This is a genomic window from Shewanella jiangmenensis, from assembly GCF_018596335.1.
Classification (GTDB): Bacteria; Pseudomonadota; Gammaproteobacteria; order Enterobacterales; family Shewanellaceae; genus Shewanella; species Shewanella jiangmenensis.
In genome coordinates this window covers 1,201,449-1,221,184 of the sequence record NZ_JAHEPS010000001.1, presented here as the reverse complement: position 1 = coordinate 1,221,184, position 19,736 = coordinate 1,201,449, and the positions used below count along the sequence as shown (strand labels likewise).

The 19,736-nt window shown below is 56.2% G+C and carries 19 protein-coding genes; 13 read left to right on the top strand and 6 right to left on the bottom strand.

Annotated features, from left to right (window positions below; translation table 11 throughout):
• Positions 1 to 237: 237 nt before the first annotated feature.
• From KJI95_RS05450 to KJI95_RS05440, 3 genes are read left to right on the top strand one after another with little or no spacing between them, the layout of a single operon-like run.
• Positions 238 to 1,692: an MBL fold metallo-hydrolase RNA specificity domain-containing protein gene (locus KJI95_RS05450; protein WP_214506115.1), complete on the top strand. Its 1,455-nt coding sequence runs from the start codon at positions 238 to 240 to the stop codon at positions 1,690 to 1,692.
• A gap of 30 nt (positions 1,693 to 1,722) precedes the next feature.
• On the top strand, positions 1,723 to 2,715 hold the full coding sequence (locus tag KJI95_RS05445; RefSeq protein ID WP_214506114.1) for a DMT family transporter: 993 nt from the start codon (positions 1,723 to 1,725) through the stop codon (positions 2,713 to 2,715).
• Positions 2,716 to 2,728: 13 nt separating this feature from the next.
• Positions 2,729 to 3,367 carry an HAD family hydrolase gene (locus KJI95_RS05440; protein WP_214506113.1) on the top strand — a complete coding sequence of 213 codons (639 nt, stop codon included), beginning with the start codon at positions 2,729 to 2,731 and terminating at the stop codon, positions 3,365 to 3,367.
• Here KJI95_RS05440 and KJI95_RS19730 read toward each other — a convergent pair.
• A complete protein-coding gene (locus tag KJI95_RS19730) occupies positions 3,345 to 3,614 on the bottom strand; it encodes a hypothetical protein (RefSeq protein WP_214506112.1) in 270 nt (89 codons plus the stop codon). The two genes, KJI95_RS05440 and KJI95_RS19730, sit on opposite strands and share 23 nt — an antisense overlap.
• Positions 3,608 to 3,922, bottom strand: a complete 315-nt coding sequence (locus KJI95_RS19725) for a hypothetical protein (protein ID WP_214506111.1) — start codon at positions 3,920 to 3,922, stop codon at positions 3,608 to 3,610. Before KJI95_RS19725 ends, KJI95_RS19730 begins: the two co-directional genes overlap by 7 nt.
• A gap of 142 nt (positions 3,923 to 4,064) precedes the next feature.
• On the opposite strand from KJI95_RS19725, the gene KJI95_RS05425 reads away from it, so the two are divergent.
• Positions 4,065 to 4,655: an MliC family protein gene (locus KJI95_RS05425; protein ID WP_214506110.1), complete on the top strand. Its 591-nt coding sequence runs from the start codon at positions 4,065 to 4,067 to the stop codon at positions 4,653 to 4,655.
• 135 nt (positions 4,656 to 4,790) lie between these two features.
• On the opposite strand, the gene KJI95_RS05420 is transcribed toward KJI95_RS05425, so the two are convergent.
• Positions 4,791 to 5,252 (bottom strand): NanQ anomerase/TabA/YiaL family protein, encoded by a 462-nt coding sequence (locus tag KJI95_RS05420; protein WP_214506109.1) that lies wholly within the window; start codon positions 5,250 to 5,252, stop codon positions 4,791 to 4,793.
• A 132-nt stretch (positions 5,253 to 5,384) separates the two neighbouring features.
• On the opposite strand from KJI95_RS05420, the gene KJI95_RS05415 reads away from it, so the two are divergent.
• The 7 genes from KJI95_RS05415 (at position 5,385) to KJI95_RS05385 (ending at position 13,006) form a co-directional block, all read left to right on the top strand.
• The gene (locus KJI95_RS05415) at positions 5,385 to 6,440 is read left to right on the top strand and encodes an alpha/beta hydrolase (protein ID WP_214506108.1); all 1,056 of its coding nucleotides are present in this window, start codon (positions 5,385 to 5,387) and stop codon (positions 6,438 to 6,440) included.
• Between the two features lie 133 nt (positions 6,441 to 6,573).
• Complete coding sequence (locus KJI95_RS05410; RefSeq protein ID WP_214506107.1) at positions 6,574 to 7,149, top strand: LON peptidase substrate-binding domain-containing protein; 576 nt, start codon at positions 6,574 to 6,576, stop codon at positions 7,147 to 7,149.
• 78 nt (positions 7,150 to 7,227) lie between these two features.
• Positions 7,228 to 8,145 carry a pseudouridine synthase gene (locus KJI95_RS05405; RefSeq protein WP_214506106.1) on the top strand — a complete coding sequence of 306 codons (918 nt, stop codon included), beginning with the start codon at positions 7,228 to 7,230 and terminating at the stop codon, positions 8,143 to 8,145.
• Positions 8,146 to 8,634: 489 nt separating this feature from the next.
• Entirely contained in the window at positions 8,635 to 10,026 is a 1,392-nt protein-coding gene (locus KJI95_RS05400; protein WP_214506105.1) for a TackOD1 domain-containing metal-binding protein, read from the top strand.
• Positions 10,026 to 11,354 (top strand): glycosyltransferase family 2 protein, encoded by a 1,329-nt coding sequence (locus KJI95_RS05395; protein ID WP_214506104.1) that lies wholly within the window; start codon positions 10,026 to 10,028, stop codon positions 11,352 to 11,354. Before KJI95_RS05400 ends, KJI95_RS05395 begins: the two co-directional genes overlap by 1 nt.
• The gene (locus KJI95_RS05390) at positions 11,355 to 12,404 is read left to right on the top strand and encodes an HlyD family secretion protein (RefSeq protein ID WP_214506103.1); all 1,050 of its coding nucleotides are present in this window, start codon (positions 11,355 to 11,357) and stop codon (positions 12,402 to 12,404) included.
• A gap of 95 nt (positions 12,405 to 12,499) precedes the next feature.
• Positions 12,500 to 13,006, top strand: a complete 507-nt coding sequence (locus tag KJI95_RS05385) for a hypothetical protein (protein WP_214506102.1) — start codon at positions 12,500 to 12,502, stop codon at positions 13,004 to 13,006.
• A 161-nt stretch (positions 13,007 to 13,167) separates the two neighbouring features.
• Here the strand turns inward: KJI95_RS05385 and KJI95_RS05380 are convergent, their stop codons facing one another.
• Entirely contained in the window at positions 13,168 to 15,051 is a 1,884-nt protein-coding gene (locus KJI95_RS05380; protein ID WP_250885570.1) for a metallophosphoesterase family protein, read from the bottom strand.
• A 132-nt stretch (positions 15,052 to 15,183) separates the two neighbouring features.
• Between KJI95_RS05380 and KJI95_RS05375 the strand changes: the two genes are divergently transcribed.
• On the top strand, positions 15,184 to 16,089 hold the full coding sequence (locus tag KJI95_RS05375; RefSeq protein ID WP_214506101.1) for a dTDP-4-dehydrorhamnose reductase family protein: 906 nt from the start codon (positions 15,184 to 15,186) through the stop codon (positions 16,087 to 16,089).
• 92 nt (positions 16,090 to 16,181) lie between these two features.
• Here the strand turns inward: KJI95_RS05375 and KJI95_RS05370 are convergent, their stop codons facing one another.
• On the bottom strand, positions 16,182 to 16,382 hold the full coding sequence (locus KJI95_RS05370; RefSeq protein ID WP_214506100.1) for a hypothetical protein: 201 nt from the start codon (positions 16,380 to 16,382) through the stop codon (positions 16,182 to 16,184).
• A 65-nt stretch (positions 16,383 to 16,447) separates the two neighbouring features.
• Positions 16,448 to 17,398 carry a TerC family protein gene (locus KJI95_RS05365; protein WP_214506099.1) on the bottom strand — a complete coding sequence of 317 codons (951 nt, stop codon included), beginning with the start codon at positions 17,396 to 17,398 and terminating at the stop codon, positions 16,448 to 16,450.
• 361 nt (positions 17,399 to 17,759) lie between these two features.
• Between KJI95_RS05365 and KJI95_RS05360 the strand changes: the two genes are divergently transcribed.
• The gene (locus KJI95_RS05360; protein WP_250885568.1) at positions 17,760 to 19,721 is read left to right on the top strand and encodes an alkyl/aryl-sulfatase; all 1,962 of its coding nucleotides are present in this window, start codon (positions 17,760 to 17,762) and stop codon (positions 19,719 to 19,721) included.
• The last annotated feature ends 15 nt before the right edge of the window (positions 19,722 to 19,736 follow it).

Below are 19,736 nucleotides of genomic sequence, written 5' to 3'. Positions count from 1 at the left end.
TTACTAAGAAAGGCCTGACTGAGAAACGCCTGACTAAGAAAAGCCAGACTAAGAAAGCCGGGCAAAGTAAAGGGCCAATAAGGGCAACGTAAGCGCAATCAAAAGGCTGAAAACCTGTGATAGCGCCAAGGGGATTCGCTGCTGTGGCCTGCCGCGTGTTTCAGCGTAAATATTTTGAGTTAAAGAGATTTTTACGGCACTCTTGCCTGTGTTCTGATTTGGTTGCAGGAGGTTGCCATGGGAATGACACTGACGTTTTGGGGCGCTGCCGAGGAAGTGACAGGCTCCTGTCATCTGCTTGAGCTTAATGGCAAGCGCGTGCTGATTGATTGCGGTATGCATCAGGGGGGCAAGGAGCAGGAAGCCCGTAACCGCGATCCCTTTCCGTTTTCTCCCGCCGAAATCGATGCCGTGGTCTTATCCCACGCCCATATCGATCATTCAGGCCGTTTGCCGCTGCTGGTCAAACAAGGCTACAGCGGGCCGATTTTTACCCACAGTGCTACCCTCGAACTTTGTGCCATTCTGCTCAAAGACGCTGCCATGCTGCAGGAAAAAGAGACAGAGCGGCACAACAAAAAGCGCCTGAAGCAGGGGCTTGACCCCTTGCCTGTGCTCTTTGATGAAACCGATGTCGAAAACGCCATGCTGCGCTTTATTCCGCTTGAGTATGGTTTGGTGTTTGAGCCGGTTCCCGGTGTCAGTGTGTGCCTCAAAGATGCCGGCCACATCCTCGGCTCCGCCCTGCTCGAAGTGGAGCTTGATGATGGCAAGCGCCGTAAAAAACTGGTGTTTTCCGGCGATCTTGGCCGCGCCGGCATGCCGATTCTGCAAGACCCAGTGCTGGTGGACAGTGCCGATTTGGTGCTGATGGAGTCTACCTACGGCAACCGTTTGCACCGCAGCTGGGATGCCACCCTTGAAGAACTCAAGAGTATATTTGCCCAAGCAATTGAAGGCAGCAAAGGCAATATTCTGATCCCGGCCTTTTCGGTTGGCAGGGCGCAGGAGCTGCTGTACCTCTTTCATTTGTATGCCAAAGAGTGGGACTTGTCGCGCTGGACCGTATGCCTCGACAGCCCGATGGCGATTGAGGCCACCAAGGTTTACATTCGCCACTATCCGCTGATGGATGAAGACTTTAAGCGATTTGTACGTCAGCACCCGGGTAAGCATCCGCTGCTGTCGGATGTGCAGTTTATTCAAAGCACCGAAGAGTCGATTGCCCTCAATGAAGTGCGTCAGGGGCTGATTATCATCGCCGGCAGCGGCATGTGTAACGGCGGGCGCATTCGCTGCCATCTGGAGCACAATGTATTCCGGCCCGAATGCGATGTGATTATCTGTGGATATCAGGCGGTTGGCACCCCCGGCAGGGCGCTGGTTGATGGCGTGGATAAGCTCAATATCAACGGCAAGTCACTCGATGTGCGTGCCAATATCCACACAGTGGGCGGCTTGTCGGCCCATGCGGATCAGGCCGAGTTACTGCGCTGGTATCGCCACTTCAACAATGCGCCGCCGCTGGTGTTGGTGCATGGCGAAAAAGAAGCGCAGGAAATTCTGCTCGCTACCCTTGAGAGCGAACCTTCGCCGCCACAGGCGCTCGCGGCTGCGGGGCTTGGCGATAGCCTGGATTTGGCGGCGTTGCCTGAACTGCGCTGGCTTTATCAGGGGCGCGAGCCACTCTGACGCTGGCGCTTGGCCTGTGCTTGCTGCATCATGTCCCCTTTCCTTAAGGGGAGGGGAAAATTGGACTCTCAGTCGTTTCGTCTCGGGTTTATGTATGTGGCAGTGGCGGTGCTGTTTTGGGGCATGTTGCCGATTGCACTCAAGTTGTCGGCGGCCTTTATCGACCCGGTTACTCTGACCTGGTTTCGGTTTCTGGTTGCCTTGCTGGTCAGTGTGGCGGTGCAGTGGTTTGGCGGGCGGCTTAAGCAATTTGCGGCGCTTGCTGGCCGCGACTGGGCGCTGCTGTTTGCCGCTGCGCTGCTGCTGATGGCGAATTATGTGTCGTTTGTTTATTCGCTTGAGTATCTTGCGCCCGGTGTGGCGCAGTTAAGCTTCCAGACCGCGCCGTTTTTCCTTGCCTTTGGTGGCGTGTTGTTTTTTGCCGAGCGCCTGAAGGCGGTGCAACTTGGCTGTTTTGCGCTGCTCGCCCTTGGCATGTATCTCTTTTTTGCGCCGCGCCTCAGCTTTAGCGGCGATACAGGTAAATTATTGCTTGGGCTCGCGATAGTGCAGTTTTCGGCGCTTGCCTGGACAAGTTACGCCTTGCTGCAAAAATCCTTACTGAACCGGCTGTCGCCCGCCAATGTGCTGCTGTTTATATATGGCGTCGGCATAGTGGCGATGGCGCCTTTTTGTGAGTTCGACGCCTTTGGCAAGATGACGGTGAATGAGTGGTGGGTTGCGCTCTACTGCGCCTTCAACACCCTGGTGGCTTACAGCTGCTTTGGTCAGTCGATGAAGTATTGGCAAACCGCACAGGTCAGCGCCATGCTGGCATTAACGCCTGTGGTGAGTTTTGCCTTTACCGCGCTGGTGGTGAAGTTTGACTGGTGGCCCGGTCACTTTGTTGCCGATGCGCTCGGGGTTATCAGCTTTGTCGGTATCGGCTTGATTGTGCTTGCGGTTGCTGCGCTGCAACTGCTGCCAAAGTGGCTTGCCTCCCGCGCAAAGCCATCAGCGCTGACAAACCCTTCGGCAAGATAGGAGCATAGTGGCAATGACAGCAGAGGTATTCAAAGCGCCTGCGTTTTTACGGCCGCTGCAGCTTGGGGCCATCAAGGCACTGGTATTTGATTTGGATGGCACGCTTGCCCATTCTAACCCGGATTTTCCGGCGATTCGTGAGGCTCTCGGGATTGCATCAGGTTGCGATATCCTGATGCATGTCAACGCCTTACCCAGTGCTGAGCAGGTTGCTGCCATGGCTCTGGTACACCAGTATGAGCTGGAAGCCGCGGGGCGTTCGCGCTGGATTGACGGCGCACCTGAATTGCTGGCACTGCTTTCGCAGCAAGGTCGTCCTACCGCTATTTTGACCCGCAATACCCGCGAAGCGGCAATGCTGACCTTATCGCGCTTAAACCTTGAGGTCGATTTACTGCTGACCCGTGAGGATGCGCCGCCCAAGCCCGACCCCGCAGGGCTGCTGACGATTATCGGGCGCCTGAATCTCACGCCGTCTGAGGTGCTGTACGTGGGTGACTATCTGTTTGACATTGAAACGGCCAATCGCGCCGGTTGCCCGAGCGCCCTTTATTGCCCGGGCACAGTGCCCGACTACGCACATCTGGCGGATGTGCTGGTGCCCTGTTATCTCGGGCTCACCGGCGCCCTCAGCCTCGCCTGGGGTGACTAAGTATTAGTCTGAGGCTGTCGCCCACAGCGACCAGCCACACTCCAAGCAGCAGATAGAAAGACCATTCGGCACGCTCAAGTTCGGCGCTGCGCTCTCGCACCAGTTGTAGCAGGGCGGCGGGATCGCCTGCCAAACCGTTTGCCAGCTGCCCGCTTTGTATCATTTCAGCGGCAAGGGTTTTTGCCAGCGCTACTATATCGCCAAGCATCAGCGACAGGCTGAGCAGCGCTATACCAAGCATCAGCATTGCCGCGACTTTTCGGCCAAGATACCAATGCCCAGCGCCTGGGCAGAGTAGCCCATTAAGAAGGAGCGCCTTGAGCTCTTTCGATAATGAAGATTGTGCGCGGGGATTTTGGGTGCGCCAGGCGCTGTCTGCCTGCTCGCCGCTTCTGCTGTGCCACGGGTCAGGTGATTCAGGCGCGGACGATTCGGGACCACTTTTTTCCTGAGTAGCGCTTTCCCGCTCAGCTGCAGTATGCCAGGCGGCAGCAGGTTTTTTATCAGCACTTGACTGCCAAGCAGTGTGAGCTGGCGCTGAAGTTTCAGGTTCACAAGGCGGATCTCTTGGGGCTGGCATGCTAGGCTCGTTTCAGTTAAGGGCGTTTGCAGCATAACAGCGGCAGCTTTAGCTGGTATAGCAAACTTAGTTATAGCAGACGTGGGCATCGCGAACTTTTATTCAGGGACTTGGGACATGAATATCAAACGGATAAGTGTTTTGGGGTTATTGGTGGCAACGCCCTTGATGGCGGCAGACGCGCCATCGTTTGACTGCAGCAAACTTGGCAGCAATCCCCATCAAAGCGAAAAGCTGGTGTGCGAGGATGCAGGGCTGGCGGCGCTCGACCGCAAGCTGGCCGAGGTGTTCAGCGCCGCGGCGGCCAAGGCCGCGAATGAGCATCCGCCAAGCTTAAAGGCCGAGCAGCGCGGCTGGATAAAAGGTCGGGACGAATGCTGGAAGGCAGACGATGCCCGCGCGTGCGTGGAGCAAAGCTACCAGCAGCGGATTGCCGAGCTGCAGGCCCGTTATCGTTTGCTGGAACCCCGTGGGCCTTTTGTGTGGAACTGCGGCAAAGATGGCGAGCTGGTGGTGAGCTTTTTTGATACTGAGCCGCCAAGTCTGATAGCTGAGCGAGGCGACAGTGTGTCGCTGATGTTTATTGAGCGCAGCGGCAGTGGCGCCAAATATCAGGGTCGCAACGAAAGCTTTTGGGAGCATCAGGGTGAGGCGACTGTGAGCTGGGGTTACGGCAGCGAGCCGTTTCGTTGCACGCTCAGTCGCTGAGCCTGCCTGAGCCTGCAACGATTGGCAACATGACTTCAGCAGGTAACTTTGGAAAAGGAGGCCCGGTCGGCCTCCTTTTACTTGGCTAAGCTGCGCTTATTAACTTAAGAGACAACGACAGCAGCCAAATCGGCGTTACAGCAGTACCTTACACACGACTTTACGCACCCGTACCGGCTGCTCACCTGTGCCCGGCATGTGCATGTCTTCTGGCATAAATATCGCGAACATGCCTGCCTTTAGCGGAATAAAACAGGCATCGTCCTTGTTGGCCTGATAGTCATATTCCACAAAATCATGGGCTTCGTGGTAGGGCGCCAGGGTGGCCTGTCCTGCCAGCGGCAGATAGCCGAAGGCTTCTTCGCCGCTCACCACAAATTGCACGTCGGCATAGCGCTTGTGGGTTTCAAAGGGTTCGGTGCCGGCGGGCTGGGTATCGTAGTCATTGACGATGGCAAACAGGTTGTCGCCATCTATGCTGTGGCGGCCCTTGGGCAGGGCGCTTAAGTCGGTGTCGGCCAGAAAGGCCAGCGCCGCGGCAATTCGCGGATGCAGGTGTTGGTATCTGTGGCGGTTTTCCAGCTTATCAATAATCATCTTGGCTCCGAAACGCGTGGCGATGTTGGCTGCAGTATAACGCCCTGCGCCGCCCAAGGGCAGGGGCGCAGTTTGGCTTGGGCGGTAATTGGTGTAATCTCGGGCATATTTGGTGTGCACAAGGGAAGAGCATTGAAAGCGTTAAGGTTATTGGCGGGTAAGACGGCCTATGAGCAGCTGCGCAGTGGCGGTCTTAAGCCGGAATATTTTACCCGGATGCTGGCGGCATCCGGCGGCCCCAAGTGGATTGGTATTGCCGCGCTGGATAAGTATCTGTTTGGTGAGTTTTTTAAAGACCGTCAGTCCCCCCTCTATACCCTTGGCGCATCATCGGGCGCCTGGCGGCTGGCCTGTTTTGCCCAGCAAGACCCGCTTGCTGCCTACGAGCGGCTGGAGGAGTTTTATATCGGCCAGCGCTATGAGGTTAAGCCGAGCCGTGAAGAAGTCAGCCGTCAGGTCAGGGGAATCGTGGCCGCCATTCTGGGTGAAAGCGGGGCGAGTGACATAGTGCATAACCCCAAAATCCGCTCTCATTTTGTGGTTTGCCGGGGTAAACATTTAAATCGGGTTAATGGAAAATTGGCGCTGGCGCTGGGATTATCCCTCACGGCGGCCACAAATCTCATCAGCCGCCGCAGCCTTGGCTGGCACTTTGAACGGGTCGTGTTTTCGCTGGCGGACAATCAATCGCACTTTCGTGGTCTTAGCGATCTGCCGACCCGGGATGCCGCGTTAACCGAATCAAATCTCCCCGATGTGCTGCAGGCGACCGGCTCTATTCCCTTGTTATTGGCGCCGGTTGAGGGCATTGCCGGTGCGGGCGCCGGTCATTTTTACGATGGTGGCATTACCGACTATCACTTTGACTTTGCGCTGGATGGCTATGAAGGCCTGACCCTGTACCCACATTTTGGCGCCGATATCCGCCCCGGCTGGTTTGATAAGTCGTTGCCCTGGCGCAGTGCCGGCACTAATTACCACAATGCGCTGGTGTTGGCACCGACGCCTGAGTACATCGCATCGCTGCCCTACGGCAAAATTCCCGACCGGGAAGATTTCAAAAACCTGGACACAGCAAACCGCCAAGCGTTCTGGCATAAAGCCATCGCCGAGAGTGAGCGACTGGCGGATGAGCTGCACGAACTGCTGCAGGGGCGCAGACTGCCGCTTGAACTATTTCCTCAGTGAAACAATCCTGCCGTTTTGCGGGTCTAATGCTTGAGGCTGATTAATTTTCGTTCATTGGGGAGGAGTTCTCCGCGAGTGCTAAAATGTGATCAGTTGAGTAGTGTTACTCCGCAAAGCGTTGCAGGAGGTTACCATGCAATCACAGGAAATGGCGTTATTGATCCACGACGCCCTGCTGTTGCCAGATGGAAGGCTTGAGTTGAGGATTATTGAGCCGCGCTATCTGCGTATGGTTGCCGAGGTCTACAAGGGGCATTATCCCCTTGCCTTCGGGATGCACAAGGCCAATGGTCATCCACCTTGCTATCCGGAAGCGACACAGTGCGAAATTATCGACTTTAACCAGCTCGATGACGACTCCCTCAGCATCATTATTGAGGGGCATCAGCGGGTTGAGATTCTGTCGGCACATCAGGAAAAAGATCTCTTGTGGAAGGTGCATACCGTGCCTTGCCACAACTGGGAAAAAGAGCCCATTGGCGGTGAGTTTGAAATCATCAGCGCCGCCCTTGAGCAATTTTACCAGGTCAATCCTGAGCTGTTGGGGCTGTATAAAGATGTGCATCTTGAAGATGCTGCCTGGGTCAGCCAGCGCTGGCTCGAGGTGCTGCCCATGTACAGTCAGGACAAGTTCAAGCTGGTCAATCAGCCCGATTGCCACAAAGCGATGAACTTTGTGCTCAAGTTAATCAAATCCCACGCGGGATAACCTGACCCGGCGGGGGCGTTTGCCCCCCGCTGGCTTTGGCTTTACACTGGCCAACCCCGATTTAAGCGAGTGTTTCCCGTGTCCCATCATGTAGCGGCCCGTGCCGCACAGCCTTCTTATGTGGTGCTGCCCCGTGAACAGGCCTTTACCACAGTATTTGCATTTTTGTGCCATCACTTTGCCAGGCTTGGCGAAGCGCTGTGGCGTGAGCGGGTGCTGGCGGGCAAGGTGCATTGGCAGGATGGCAGCCTGATTGATCTGGATACGCCCTACCGGCCAACGGCGCGGGTGTATTACTACCGCGAAGTACAGGCCGAAACCCGGGTGCCGTTCAAAGAGAAAATCCTTTATCGCACCGAGCACATGATGCTGGTGTTCAAGCCGCATTTTTTGCCGGTAACGCCGTCAGGCAACTATGTGAATGAGTGTCTGGTGCATCGCCTGCGGCTTGCCACCGGCATAGATACGGTCTCGCCCGCCCACAGGCTCGACCGTGAAACCGCCGGAGTGATGCTGATGAGTCTGGTGCCGCAAACCCGCCATCTGTATCACAATCTGTTTTTGGATGGAGGCATCCGCAAGGATTATCACGCTACTGCCCGTCTGACCGACGAGCTGGCTGCAAACTGGCGCGGCGAGCCGATACACTGGACGGTGAAAAATCGCCTTACGCCTGCTGAGCCGTCTTTCCTGATGCGGGTTGCAGAAGGGGATCCGAACAGTCACTCTGAGATTTCGCTGCTGAACGTAAAAGACGGCCGGGGTCTTTTCGCCTTGAGCCCCATTACCGGCAAAACCCATCAGCTCAGGGTGCATATGCTAAGCCTGGGTATGCCGCTCGATAACGACAGGTTTTACCCCAAGCTTAAGCCTAAATCAGACGATAATTTCGAGACGCCGCTTAAGCTGGTGGCGCGGCGGCTGCGCTTTACCGACCCCGTTGGCGGCGAGGCTATTGATATCAGCTGTGATGGCTTTGATGCGGAGTTTGTCTGAAAGCTCAAACCTCAAACCTCAAACCTCAAACCTCAAACAGAACGCTGAAATCCACGCCATGCAGGCCCACAGCGGCGCAACAGCTGTAACCGGGCGTATCTGTCTGTGGCTGTGCTTAACCTGAGTTACAACGTATTCCCTTGCTGGCGTTGGTGACTGACATCCCGTTTTTCCGCGCCGCATATCAAGGTAACCCCCTGTTCAATCTCCTTATTCAATCCTTCCTGTGTACAAAATGATACAGCTGTAGCGGATAATGTTGCCGGCGCTGGCAATCCCGCACTATAACTAAGGTGTTATGTTATAGCTCTGATAATTCATTAATTGGCAGAATGTTGTGCTGTTTTTGTTGCTGGACTCGGTTTTTTCGGCAGTGTAGGCTTGGTGCTATTAGGTCGTAGTACCAGCTGGAAAAGGATTTTCGCCATTCAATATCAAGGGTTTTGATTGCGGCTAACGACATGTTTCAATCAACCCCGGTATCGCGTTATGTCTTCCTCCCCCGCTCAATCCACACCTTTAGAGTTGCCCCACGGTTCCTGCCTTTGGGTCGGTGAGCGCCAAAGCGAGCCCTGGCACCCCAGGGTAGTTGAAGTGTCCTGCGCCGATGAAGCCGTGCGCCAGGCAAGTGATGGCTCTTTGATAATACTTAGCCTGCCCGCAGAAGAGCAGGACGTGGCGCTGTGGCTCCTCAGGGAATCGGGCAGCACAGCACTCAATCAAATTCTGGTGTGTCACGAAAGCGCACTGTCGCCTTATTTGGCCGATGGCATTTTCGATGCGGGATTCAGAAGCCGCCAGAGCCAGTTTCAGGAGCGCCGGGCGCAGATGCGCTTAAGTCATGGCAAGGATCCTGAGCTTAAACTACTGTGCTGGATGTGGCTCAGTGAAGGCGCGCTGCGCCCGCACCGGATCCCAGCACGGCCCGAGCTGTACGACTACCCGCTCCTCAGTGCCTGGGGAGTGGAGCCCGCCCGTGAAGCCATCGCGCTGCTACAAAATCTAAAGCAAAAAGGCTGGATAGAGCCCGATAAGCTGTGGGATCGCACCCGTCACTGCCCCCAGTGCGACTCTGGCCATCTCAATTACATCGATGTGTGCCCCAAATGCACCAGCCTCGACATAGAGCACCGCAGCAGTCTGCACTGCTTTAACTGCGGCCATGTCGGGGCTAAGGATCAGTTTTTGCGTCAGGGGCAGCTTGCGTGCCCCAACTGCAGCACTCAGCTCAGGCACATAGGGGTGGATTACGACAGGCCCATCGAAAATCAGGGCTGTAACAGCTGCGATCACCTATTTGTTGAGGCAAGAGTCGAGGCGCACTGCCTGCACTGTGCCAGTGCCAGCGTGCTGGATCGCTTGAAAGTGCGCAATATTCATGGGTTTAGGTTGTCGGCCGCCGGTCGGACTCTGGTGCGCCAGGGGGCGCTGCAGGATTTGTTCAGCCTGGTCCCCGGCGAGCGTATGAGTCAGGGGCAATTCCACTGGCTGGTGAGTTGGCAAAACCAACTGGCCCTGCGCCATGGGCACACCCACTCGGTGCTCGCCATCGAAATGCTTAACCTTGAGCAGTTTTTGCAATCCGAAGGCGAAACCCGCGGCTTTGCCCGCCTTGATGCGCTGCTGGAGCGGCTTAAAGGGCTTATTCGGGTTACAGATGCCTGCAGCAACTACACAGACCTTGGCCTCTTGCTGTTTTTGCCATACACCTCGGTAGCAGATGTACGCGTGGTGGTCGCCAAACTCAGGGAGATGGAAGGCTTGCAGGAGGGGGCGAGCATCAACCTCCGGCTTAGAGCCATTTCGTTGCCGGCCAAAGAAATGGGTGAAGACGTTGCCAACTGGCTTGGACCGGCGCTCGCCGGCGCCGAGCAGCTGTAATGAGTGAGTTCAACACAGTCCACTACATTCTGGCGGACGTGTGGTATCAGCTGGCAACCCACCGCAGTTTTCTGGTGTGGCTGGTGCCGCTTATCCTTTGCTATGAATTGCCGCTGATGCTGTTGGTGGTGCTGGGGATTTTGCGCTTTTATCACCAGCAGTATCTGACTGTGCCGCGTGAGTCTCTGTATCGTCCCAAGGTGTCGCTGGTGATCACCTGTTACGCCGAAGGGGATGCGGTGCGCTCGACCATAGAGTCATTCACCGAGCAGGTGTACGACGGCGAGCTGCAAATCATCGCCGTGGTCGATGGCGCGGTGCAAAACAGCCACACCTATCGGGTGGCGATGCAGGCCGCCAAAGAGCTCTCCCGCCCCGGACGTGAAGTGCTGGTGCTGCCCAAATGGCAACGCGGCGGGCGGGTTTCAACCCTCAATGCGGGCCTCAGCATTGCCACCGGTGAGATAGTGATTAACGCCGATGCCGATACCTCGTTTGATAACGACATGGTTAGCCAGGTGGTGCCCTATTTTGAAGACCCCAATGTGCCGGCGCTTGGCGGCGCGCTCAGGGTGCGCAATGTCAACGACAGCTTCTGGACCCGGATGCAGTCCATCGAGTACCTGATTTCGATGCAGGGCGGTAAAACCGGCCTGGGTCAGTGGAATCTGCTCAATAACGTTTCCGGTGCCTTTGGCGCTTTTCGGCGCGAGATCCTGGTGCAGATTGGCGGCTGGGACACACACACAGCCGAAGATCTGGATTTGACCCTGAGGTTCAAACAGTATTTTGCCCGTCATCCCGACTGGTACATTCCGTTTGCGACCCTTGCGATTGGCCACACGGATGCGCCGGCCGATCTTAAAACCCTGGTGTGGCAGCGCCTTCGCTGGGACGGCGACCTGCTGTTTTTGTATTTCCGCAAACACTGGCCCGCCTTTACACCAAAGTTGTTGGGTACAGGCACCTTTTTGTTCACCCTGCTGTATGGTTTTTTGCAAAACGTGCTGATGCCGTTTGTGATAGTGTTTTACGGCATCGGGCTTATTTTCGCCTATCCCTGGCAATTCCTCCTGTCTATTGGCATAACTATCTACGGGTTTTATCTGGGATTTTTGGTGTTCTTTTTTGTTTTGGTGCTTGCGGCCATTTCCGAGCGGCCCAAGCTTGACCGGCGGCTTGCGTTCTGGCTGCCGATTTATCCTTTTTATGCCCTGTTTATGCGCCTGGTTTGTGCATTTGCGCTTCTCAATGAGGTGCTGCGCCGTTCCCATGAGGAAAGTTCCATGGCGCCCTGGTGGGTGATGAAGCGCGGGAGACGATTTTAAGTGAAAGTAAATTATACGCCGTCGGATAAAGCCGACGCCCCCACGACCGACGCAGGTGTCAAAGTTAATTACGACAAACCCAAGCGCGGTGGTTACCGTGGCCGTTGGTATTTTTTGCTGGCGCTGGTGATTGCGCCGGTTTTGTTGGTGCTGTGGTTTTTACTCAAGCCGTGGCTGTTCATTCTCGCGCCCGGCATAGTCACCAGCGAGCCGCTGGAAATGCGCTCGCCCGCCGGTGGCGTGGTCAATGCCCTCTATCAGAAACGTGGTGATGCGGTGACCACAGGGCAGCCGCTGCTGGAGCTGAAAGACCCAGCGCTCGATGCCCAAATTCAGGGGCTGGAGCGGCAACTGGCGCAAATGCAGCAATTTCGCGATCTGGGCGCTGAAATCAGCAATCAGATGGCCGAAAAAATTCGCGTAGCCGAAGAAGGGGTTAAGCGTCAGGATGAGCTGCTTGGCCAGTTTGAAACCTTCCGTAAAAAAGGCGTGGTACCGACCGCAGATATGGCGGCGGTGATGCAGGCTCACACCTCGGCCAAAATGGCGCTGGAGCAGGCGAGAGCTGAGCTGATTATGGAGCAGCAGCGCCAGCAGGAGTCGCGTCAGGCCGGGGTGGTCACCCAAAGCCGGCAGCGGATGGAGCTCGAATTGTCGCGCCTCAAAGCCTTGCGTGAACAGCTGATCATCCGCGCCCCTTACGATGCGCGGGTGGCCGATGTGCAGGTGCAGATTGGTGAGCAATTGGCGCTGGAGCGCCCGCTGCTGTGGCTTTCGGGCCGCGCCAGCCCGGTGGTGGTCACCTATCTTGAGCCCAAGTATCTGGATTTTGTCGAAATAGGTCAGGAAGCGACCATCAAGTTGCCCAACGGCGACAGTTTCCGTGGCCGCATCGAAGAGCCGACTGAGCTGGTGAGTAAGCTGCCCAAGCAGCTGTCTGGCCCCTTTGATGGTGAAAAACCTGTGCTCAAAGTGACCCTGACCCCGGCCGAGACCCTGCCGCTGGCGGTGGAAGGCGTGCCGGTGGAAGTGAGCTTTGACCGGTTCTAATTCTAAATTTTGAATATTGAATGCAATATTCGTTGTGTCATTCCTGACTTAGCCGTAAGCTGCAACACAGTGAATTGTTGCTGGGGAGCAGAATTATGACGAAAAATCGCCTGATATTGACGGCTGTGCTGCTGGCCGTTGCAGGGCTGGCCTACTGGGGGCTGATGCCGGCAAGCCAGAAAGATGCGCCTGGCGCCGCTAAGAGTACTGAACTCGGTGGTGAGCTAAGTGTTGAGAAAAGCACTGATCGCGGCGCCGATGCCACTGCCGCTGCCGCTGCCGCTGCCGCTGCCGCTGCCGATGGCGTTACCGATGGCGGCCTGGCATCTTCTGAAACTGCAGCCTCTTCGGTTGCTGCTGAAAATGCGCCCGCCGCGCAAGTCGTGGACCAAGGGCAAACCGCGCCTGAAGCTGCCGATGCAGGCATTGAGCTTACCGCCAGCGCGACAGCCAGCACTGCAGCCAGCACTGCAGCCAGCGATGCGCCCAAACCGCCGCCGGCCGGCGCTGAGCCTATGCATAAAACGCCCGGCCCGGGCAGTGCGGCAAAGACAGCGCCACTGCAGACGCCGGTCAGCCTGCCGCCACCGCCCAAGCCCTGAGCGGCCAGACTTGAATGGCCTGAATCATTGGCCAGAATTGAATGGTCTGAGTTGATCGACCTGATAAAAAGCCCGCGAACTAACGCGGGCTTTTTTTACTTTTGGATTAGCAGCTTACTGTTCCAAGGCTTACTGTTCCCACGGCGAAGTGCGCTCGCGGCTCAGTGCTCCCGCGGCGGCAAAAACTCAGTCTCGCTCATGTCGGCGTGCAGCAGGGCAATCCGGCTGGGTGTGCCGCTTGGGTCAATGTCGACAATACCAATACCGCTTTGATTAACCAGACGTTTGCTGCGCTCACCATTGGGGCGGCGGCCACGGATCAGCATGCGTTTGCGTTTGGTAAACAGGTTCAGCGGCGAAAAATAGCCGTAAAGCCAGCCATTTAACTTATCGAACCAGGGCAGCAGTTTTTCCGGAAATTGATTTTTAATGCCGCTGGCGGTGATTTGATAAATGTTCGGGCTGGTATCGCGAAAACGAATGCGCACATCGTAGGCAAAGGAATAGTGCACATCGCCGGAGAGAATAATAAATTCCTGCGGCGTTTTGCGGTGCATAAACATCGACAGCAGCGCATTGGCGGCGCCGGGGTGAGCCATCCAGTTTTCGGCATCCACCAGCAGCGAGCCGCCCATCAGGGTGGCCGTGCGCTGTACCGCCTCAATCAGCTTTACCCCAAACATGGGCGCGGCCGAGACGATAATCACCTTGTCCTGACCAATCAGCAGTTGCTGCAATTCCATCAGCGCTTCCCAGTCCATCAGGCCCGAAGGCTTGGCGAGGTTGGATTCGCTGCGCCAGCGACGGGTGCGGGTATCGAGTACCACCAGTCTGGGGGATGTATCGAGGTGATAATGCCAGTCTTCAAAGCGCAGCAGCTGGTCAATCAGCGCATCCAGTGCGGCAGCGTCGAGCCGCGGCGCTTGCAGCAGGTCTGCGGATTGCGTGAGAAGCGCGCTGAATTTTTCAGGCGCGTTGCCCGCGCCCTGAAACAGGCAATAGGTCAGCAGCGCGTTACCGATAATCCGTTTGGAAAACCCATGGCCGTATGCTGCTTCTTCCCACCGCGCGGTAAGGTTCCAGTCGTCGGTAATGTCATGGTCGTCAAAAATCATGTAAGTAGGCAGATTGGCCATCAGGCGGCGCACTTGACCCAGGCCTGCGCGAAAGGCGAGCAGCCTGTCCCACTCTTTTTGCCACTGGGCTAAGCGCTTGGGGCCAAGGCCTTCGGGAGCTTTGGGAATATCGACAAAGTGCCACAGCTCCGGCGACCACACCAACAGATACAGCGCGCTCATTTCGGCAAAGCTCACAAGATGATTTTCGGCGATGGACGAGGTAAAAATCGGGTGGTTGATATACCAGCGCCACAGGGCGGTTTTGGCCGGATAGCGGGTACGTGGCAGCAGCTGTTTGGCGCGTTGGTACAGTCCATGGGTGCTATAGTCGAGTTTGTCGCTGCCGGAAACAGGTGCCTGCTCAAAGTCTTCGTGACGCAGCTTAAGCAGTGCTATCACCTGGCTGATGGCATGCAGCATGGGGCCTGCCACATCGTCGATATAAACCTGATCGCCGCTCAGCATCAGCAGCGCCGGGCGCTCATCGCTGCCCTGTGACAGCAGGGTATCGGCGGCCACCAGTGCATCGGCGCTGTGATGGTGTGGGTTGCGGCAACTGCCATGCAGCACCTTGCCAAGCTGCGATTGCCAAATCAGGCTCGGGCCGGATTTGCCGGGATACTGAAGTTCCATGCCGGCAAGCAGGCTCTCGCCAGCATCCTGAATGTCAAAGAAAACTTCAGCGCCATCGGTGAGCAGCTGCTCTGCGCTCACATTCAGCAGATACAAAAAGGCGCGCTCACCGAGCTGCTGCTCATTGACCGTGGGCCTATGGATTGTGCCATTGAGCAGCACCGCCGGGGCGGCGAGTTTACGAGAGCTGACGAGCCAAAGCGTCAGCTGATGTGCTTCGCAGCGCCGCAATATCGGGCCTGCCAACAGGGTGGGGAGAGTGTCGGGGCTGGTAGTCATGTAGTTATGATTCATCAATTCTGCCCCAAGGGTAAAAAAAGCCTTGGAGCATCACAAGTCAGAGCCGCCATTTAATCGTAACTTGATGTAATGCAGCTTAAATGCGTGCTAGGCTTTGGCGGTTTTTGCCAATTTTAGGGGATGATGATGGCACAAATTATGGTGACAGGCGCCACCGGACTGCTCGGCCGCGCTGTGATGAAGGCGCTGCTTGGTAAGCATCAGGTCACAGGCACGGGTTTCAGCCGCGCCGCCGACGATATTATCCGGCTTGATTTAACTGATGAAAATGCCGTGGCCAAGGCCGTGGCTGAAATCGCGCCCCAGGTGATAGTGCACTGCGCCGCCGAGCGTCGCCCCGATGTGTCGGCGCAAAACCCCGAGGCCGCCAAGGCGCTTAATCTGTCGGCCACCGAGGCCTTGTGTCATGCCGCCAAAGCGACCGGTGCCTGGCTGATTTATATCTCCACCGATTATGTGTTCGATGGCACTGAGCCGCCCTACGCGGAAGACGCCATGCCCAATCCGGTGAATTTTTACGGCGAAACCAAGCTCATGGGCGAGCAGGCGGTGGCGAGGCTGTTACCGGGCGCCGCGATTTTACGGCTGCCGATTTTATATGGCGAGGTTGAGCGCCTCAGCGAATCGGCCGTCCTGGTACTTACTGAGCAGGTGCTGGATTTTCATAAGCAGGGCGTGGATGACTGGGCGGTGCGCCGCCCAACCTCCACCTCGGATATTGCCCGCGCCATCGATGGCATGATTGGCAAGTATCTGGTGGGCGAGATTATCAGCGGCATTTATCATTTCAGTGCCGCCGAGGCCATGACTAAGCACGGCATGGCGGTGGCACTCGCGAGACTCCTTGGCAAAGACTGCGGCCATCTGATTGCCCAGCCTCATCCCACTGACACAGCCAAGCGGCCAAAGGATTGCACCTTAAGCTGCAACAGATTGGCGGCGCTTGGATTACTCAGCACTCGCTCTTTTGATGAAGCCGCAGCCGAGGCGCTGAATGCCTCCGCATCCGCGCTCAGCGCCGCAGGGCTTTGAGAATTAAATTCGCCTGCCATATTCCAACAAAAAGGGGCCAAATGGCCCCTTTTTAATTCAAATCAGCGTTATGCAAATCAGGCTTAGCTGCCTTATGTATTGCTGCGCTGTGTCTTGCGGCTTCGGGTGCCCCAGGTTTCCAGCAGGCTCTTGCCGGTACGGATCTGGTACACAAGATGTACTCCGGACAGCATTCCAACAGCGCCTGCAATCACCAACAACATGTCGCCATGCTTTACGCCAAGCGCCACACAAAATACCGCAATAATAAAAGCAAATACTTGTATAAACATGTTCCAACGTCCTCTGTCAGCTCAGTGCAATTTATACGATTGGACGGCCGGGGCCGCCCGTTTCGTCATTCAAAATGGGTGGGCTTGTCGCGGTTCACCCACAGGCTCAGCAGCATCGAGCCCACCAATATGGTTGCCACCACGCCGAGGGCTATGCCGATAGGCAGGTGGAAGATATCAATCAGCATCAGCTTGAAGCCGATAAACACCAGAATGATAGCCAGACCGTATTTCAGCAGGCTGAACTTCTCGGCCGCGCCCTGCAGCAGGAAGTACAGCGCCCGCAGACCCATGATAGCGAAGATGTTTGACGTCAGCACGATGAAGGGATCGGTCGTCACCGCAAAGATGGCCGGGATGCTGTCTACTGCGAAAATAAGGTCACTTATTTCCACCAGGATCAGCACCAGGAACAGCGGCGTGGCGTACTTCACCCCTTCACGCAGGATAAAAAAGCGCTCGCCGTGCAGCTCTTCGGTCAGCTTCATTTTGCTGCGAAGCCAGATAAGGCCGCGGTTGGTCGACAGGTCCGGCTCGCTGTCGGCGGTCAGCAGCATCTTCACGCCGGTAAAGGCGAGGAAGGCGCCAAACACGTACAGCAGCCAGTGGAATTGGTTAATCAGCCAAATACCACCAAACACCATGCCGGCGCGCATCACGATTGCGCCGAGCACGCCGTACAGCAACACGCGGCGCTGCAGCTCGGGCGGAATCGCAAAGTAAGAGAAAATCATCAGCCAGACGAACACGTTATCCACGGCCAGCGCTTTCTCAATCACATAGGCAGTCAGGAACTCCAATGCTTTGTCGTTGGCAATGTCGCGGCCGACCGAGTAATCAAACCAGGCCCAAACGCCGGCGTTGAACGCCATGGCCACCGCAAACCAGATAAGCGACCAGGTCAGCGCCTCTTTCATCGAGACTTTATGACTCTTGCCGCCCACAAATTTGATATCGACCCACAACAGGGCCAGCACTATGGCCGCAAACGCAGCCCATAACCACCAGGTTTCCACGAGTAATACTCCCAAAACAAAAACAGCCTGTACCGGACGGCACAAGCTGCTCTGAATGAGAGATACACCTTGCCCGTCGGCAAGGTCTCACTTACAGCCATAAGCTGCCTGGTTGCCGGGTGCAAAGCACCGTCTTGACGACAAACCAGCGAGAAGTTACTCCCCTTGTTGGCGCTTACTTTAACAGCGCTGTACAGGCCATGCCAGAGGCCTGATGAAAAATAATCTGAAGGCTGTCACTTGCTACATTTTGGTTGAAAAAGTAGCACTTTTGAGCGATTGCTGGTGGTGCGAATTGCGCTAGCCTGAAGGGATGCGGACTGGCTGTCTGGTCTGTTTTCAATCATTTAAGGAGAGCATTATGGATATGCGGATCGGCGTGGGTGTGCTGCTTGCGTGTGTAACCGGATTCAGCGTTGCCGCCGAGGCGCCAAAGCCAGCCAGCCAAACCACCAAAGCCATCAACCAGGCCGTTAAGGACGCCTTGGCATTCGAAGACAAGACCGATTTCGACAATGCCCGCAAGGGCTTTATCGCCGCTCCGGCCAAGGTCACCATTACCGGGGAAAATGGCGCCCCCGTTTGGGATTTGGAGCAGTACAAAACCTACATCACTCAGGAGGCCGCCGCGCCTGACACAGTCAATCCGTCGCTGTGGCGTAACGCTCAGCTCAACATGCTCCACGGTTTGTTTGAAGTGACCAAGGGCATTTATCAGGTACGTGGCTACGACTTATCCAACATCACCTTTGTAAAGGGCGACACAGGCTGGATTGTGTTTGACCCGCTTATCTCCGCCGAAACCGCCAAGGCAGCTTACGAACTGATAAGCGAAAACGTCGGCAAGTTTCCGGTTAAAGCCGTGGTCTACAGCCACAGCCATGTGGACCACTTTGGCGGCGTGCGCGGTTTGGTGAGCGATGCCGACGTGGCGGCTGGCAAGGTTGATATTATTGCCCCTGAGCACTTTACCGAGCATGCGGTAAGCGAGAACGTCATTGCCGGCAACGCCATGTCGCGCCGTGCTATTTACATGTATGGCGCGCTTTTGCCGCGTAATCCTCAGGGCGGCGTAAACGGTGGCCTTGGGCAAACCACCTCCACCGGCGCGGCCGGTTTGTTGCTGCCCACCATCGAAATCAAAAAAACCAATGAAGAGCTGGTGATAGATGGCGTGAAAATGGTGTTCCAGATGACCCCGGGCACCGAGGCGCCGGCAGAAATGAACACCCTGTTCCCGGATTTCAAGGCGCTGTGGATGGCGGAAAACAGCACCAATACCATGCACAACATCCTGACGCTGCGCGGCGCGCAGGTGCGGGATGCACTGAAATGGTCTTCCTTCCTGAATGAAACCATCGACAACTTTATGCCCGGTGTTGAGGTGAAGTTCCAGAGCCACCACTGGCCGCTGTGGGGTAATGATAAAATCGTCGACTACATGGAAAAACAGCGCGATATCTACAAGTTTACCCATGATCAGACCGTGCGCCTGATGAACCAGGGCTATGTGGGCAGTGAGATTTCCGAGATGATCAAGCTGCCGCCGGAGCTTGAGCGCAATTGGGCGACCCGTGGTTATTACGGCACCCTGAGACACAACTCCCGCGCCGTGTATCAGCGTTACATGGGCTGGTACGATGGCAACCCGGCCAACCTCAATAACCTGCCACCGGAAGATGCCGCCAAAAAATATGTCGACTACATGGGTGGCAGCGCCGCCATGCTGAAAAAGGCCAAAGCCGATTTCGACAAGGGCGAGTACCGCTGGGTGGCCGAGGTGATGAAGCAGCTGGTATTTGCCGAGCCCGGCAATACAGAGGCTAAAAACCTGCTGGCCGACAGCTTTGAGCAGCTTGGTTATCAGGCCGAGTCTGGCCCGTGGCGCTCTGTGTATCTGCAGGGGGCGTTTGAACTCAGAAACGGCGTGCCCACCTCGGGCGGGGTGAACACCGCCAGCCCTGACATTATCCGTGCCATGACCCCAGAGATGGTGTTTGACTACTTTGCGGTGCGCCTCAACAGCGAAAAAGCCGCCGGTAAAAACCTGACGTTGGAAATCCGCTTTAACGATCTTAAACGCGACTTCTGCCTCAACGTGAAAAACGCCGTGCTCAACTACGCCGAGCGCCAGTGTAAAAACAGTGATGTGTCGGTAACGCTGGATAAAGTGGTGCTGGACGATATTCAGCTCGGCAAGGGCAGCATCGATGATATGGTGAAAGCCGGCAAGGTGAGCCTTAAGGGCAAGGAGGCCAGTTTGAAGGAGTTCACCGGCATGCTGGATAACTTTAATTTCTGGTTCAATATCGTGACGCCCTGATCCGGCGCTGCTGTG